Annotated in this window: 3 protein-coding genes; all 3 read right to left on the reverse strand. The window is 71.3% G+C overall.

All coding sequences use genetic code 11. The features are described 5' to 3' along the window. Positions 1 to 121: 121 nt before the first annotated feature. Entirely contained in the window at positions 122 to 838 is a 717-nt protein-coding gene (locus A7A76_RS15660) for an MgtC/SapB family protein (RefSeq protein WP_206412056.1), read from the reverse strand. Between the two features lie 246 nt (positions 839 to 1,084). Beyond that, the gene (locus tag A7A76_RS15665) at positions 1,085 to 2,380 is read right to left on the reverse strand and encodes an AAA-associated domain-containing protein (RefSeq protein WP_206412057.1); all 1,296 of its coding nucleotides are present in this window, start codon (positions 2,378 to 2,380) and stop codon (positions 1,085 to 1,087) included. A 40-nt stretch (positions 2,381 to 2,420) separates the two neighbouring features. Next, a partial coding sequence (locus A7A76_RS15670; RefSeq protein WP_206412058.1) for an ABC transporter permease subunit occupies positions 2,421 to 3,175 on the reverse strand: 755 nt, incomplete at its 5' end.

The raw sequence follows: 3,175 nt of genomic DNA on the forward strand, positions 1-3,175 counted from the left end.
GTTGCCCCTGTAGGAGCGGCGCAAGCCGCGACCGCGACACCGCAGATGCGACGCGACCGGCTATCCCGCGGTCGCGGCTCGCGCCGCTTCTACAGCGAGCGTCCGTGGCTCGCGCGGCCGCTCAGTCGCGCGTGCTCGACTCCCACGTCGCATGCGTCACCCCCGGCAGGCGCCGCAATCGTTCCACCACGGCATCCAGTTCGGCCGCCACTACCGCGGTGCTGACCAGGGTCGCGACGATGTCGGTCGCGGTGTCGCCGTGCTCGTCCACGTTGACGTCGCCGACCGGGTAGTTCGCCGCTTCCAGATGGTCGACCAGCCACTCGCGTGCGGCCGGCGCGGTGTCCGGCACCGCGCTCACGCGCACCTCGTAGGTCGCTTCCGACACGCGCTCGTCGATCGGCACGCGGTTGATCGCGTTGACCAGCGGCCGCAGCAAGGTGTTGCCGGCGATCACGAACGCCGTCAGCAGCGCGCCTTCGGCGATCATGTCCGCGCCGGTGCAGGCGCCGACCGCGGCCGAGCACCACAGGGTCGCGGCGGTGTTGAGGCCGCGCACGTTCATGCCTTCCTTCATGATCACGCCGGCGCCGAGGAAGCCGATGCCGGAGACCACGTAGGAAATCACCCGCACCGCTTCGACGCTGCCGGCCAGGCGCATCCCCAGGTCGACGAACGCGGCCGCGCCGACCGCGACCAGCACATTGGTGCGCAGGCCCGCGGTGCGCTGGCGGTATTGGCGCTCGGCGCCGATCAGGGTGCCCAGGACGAAGGCGGCCAGCAGGCTCAGCGCGGTGTCGAGGAACGGCAGCAGTTGGAAGGTGTGCAGGAAGCGCATGCGCGGCTCCGTGGTCGGGTGTGCAAAGAGGTGTCGCGTCGTAGCGGAAGGCGTCGGGCCTGAAGGCCCTCCCACGACAGCTTGGCTTGGGCAGGTGAAGGTCTTGCGGCAGGGCTTCGGCAACGATGCTTCGAGCGCAGCCCAGGCATCGGGCCCGATGGCGTCCTTGCGACAGCCTCGCACCCGCCGATGGAGGCTGTTGTGGGAGGGGCTTCAGCTCCGACGCTCTGTTGCAGCCGCTCCGGCTCAGCCCGGATTGTCCAGGCTGAACCGATCCGCCGCCTCGTCGTAGGCGAAGTACTCCGCATAGCGCGCCCACGAAGTCACCGCGCGCAGCGTCGCCGCGGCATAGTCCGGCGACATGTGGTCTTCCAGCTCGTCGCGGAACCGCCGCGCCGGCGCCTGGTGCGCGCTGCGCTCGTCCAGCACCCGGCGGATGTGCGCGGCCAGCGGCACGTGCGCGGCCAGCTGGCGCGCGAACAGGTGCTTGCGCGCATCGGTGTCGAGCGCGGCGAAACGCGCGCCGGTCTCGCTCAGGCGCAGGTCGCCGTCGCCGAGTTCGGCCAGCCCCAGCAACTGCAGGCTTTCGGCGATGGGGAACAGTTCGTCGATTTCCAGCTGCAGTTGCGCCGCCAGCGCCGGCAGGTCGGCGTGGCCGCGGTAGGGCGGCTCGGCCAGGGCCTCGATCAGGCCGGCGATCAGGTTGCTGGACACGTGCGGCAGCTCCATCGCCAGCCCGCCGCGCGGCGCCGCGCCGGGCTGGGCGCCGCCGGTCATGCGCTGGTAGATCGCATCGACCAGATCGCGGAACGGCGGATCGAAGCGGTCGCGCGGCTGAGGCAGCGAGACCCGGATCTCCTCGATCACCCGGCCCGGATGCGAGCCGAAGATCAGGATGCGGTCGCACATCAGCACCGCTTCCTCGATGTTGTGGGTGACCATCAGGATCGATTCGATCGGCATGCGCCGCTCGGCCCACAGGTCGAGCAGGTCGCTGCGCAAGGTCTGCGCGGTCAGCACGTCGAGCGCCGAGAACGGCTCGTCCATCAGCAGCACCTTGGGCTCCACCACCAGCGCGCGGGCCAGGCCGACGCGCTGGCGCATGCCGCCGGACAACTCCTTCGGATACGCGCTTTCGTAGCCGTCCAGGCCGATCAGGTCGATCGCCGCCAGCGCGCGCCGGCGCCGCTCCTGCGGCGCCACGCCGCGCGCTTCCAGGCCCAGCTCGACGTTTTGCAGCACGGTCAGCCACGGGAACAGGGCGAAGCTCTGGAACACCATCGCGATGTCGGCCGGCGCGCGGCTCAGCGGCGTGCCGAGGAATTCGACTTCGCCGGCGCTGGGGCGGATCAGGCCGGCGATCGCGCGCAGCAGGGTCGACTTGCCCGAGCCGGAACGGCCGAGCAGGCCGACGATTTCGCCGGGATGCAGTTGCAGGTCGACGTGGTCGAGCACGCGCAGCGGTTCGCTGCCGGCGCGGGGGTAGTGCTGGCTCAGGCCGCGCACGTCGATCAGCGGGCGGATGCAGATGTGCAGGGTCATGATGGAACTCCTTCGGATTCGATGACAGTCGGGCGCGCGCTCAGTCCAGGCGCAGGCGCCGTTCGGCGTAGGCGTACAGCGGGCGCCACAGGGCGCGGTTGAAGGCGGTGACGAACAGCGACATCACCGCCACGCCCAGGACGATGCGCGGGAAGTCGCCGGCGGCGGTGGCGCGGGCGATGTAGGAACCCAGGCCGTAGGCTTGAACGTGCTGGTCGCCCCAGCTCACCCACTCGGCGACGATGCTCGCGTTCCACGAACCGCCCGAGGCGGTCAGCGCGCCGGTGACGTAGTAGGGGAACACCGCCGGCAGGATCGCGCGCCGCCACCACGTCCACGAACGCAGCCGGTACACGCTGGCTGCCTCGCGCAAGTCGGTGGGCACCGCGCTGGCGCCGGCGATCACGTTGAACAGGATGTACCACTGCGTGCCCAGCACCATCAGCGGCGACAGCCAGATGTCCGGGTCCGCGCCGGTGGCGAGGATCGCGATCACCGCCACCGGGAACAGCACGTTGGCCGGAAACGCCGCCAGCAGCTGCGCCACCGGTTGCAGGCGCTGCGCCCAGCGCGGGCGCAGGCCGATCCACACCCCGACCGGCACCCAGATCGCGCTGGCGATGGCGATCAGCACCGCCACCCGCAGCAAGGTCGCCAGGCCGCCGCCGAACGCCGCGCGCAGGTCGGCCGCGTCGAGGTGCTGGCGGCCGTAGTCGAACGCGGACCAGGCGCCGGCCGCGGCCGCCAGCAGCAGCGCCGCCAGCCACAGTCGGTCGGGCCACGGCGAGGCCGGCG

The organism is Lysobacter enzymogenes, from assembly GCF_017168095.1.
Classification (GTDB): domain Bacteria; phylum Pseudomonadota; class Gammaproteobacteria; order Xanthomonadales; family Xanthomonadaceae; genus Lysobacter; species Lysobacter enzymogenes_D.

Bases quoted from the DNA above. Each gene is read 5' to 3' on its own strand.
- A7A76_RS15665 (WP_206412057.1), bottom strand. From the start codon at position 2,380: ATGACCCTGCACATCTGCATCCGCCCGCTGATCGACGTGCGCGGCCTG.
- A7A76_RS15660 (WP_206412056.1), bottom strand. From the start codon at position 838: ATGCGCTTCCTGCACACCTTCCAACTGCTGCCGTTCCTCGACACCGCG.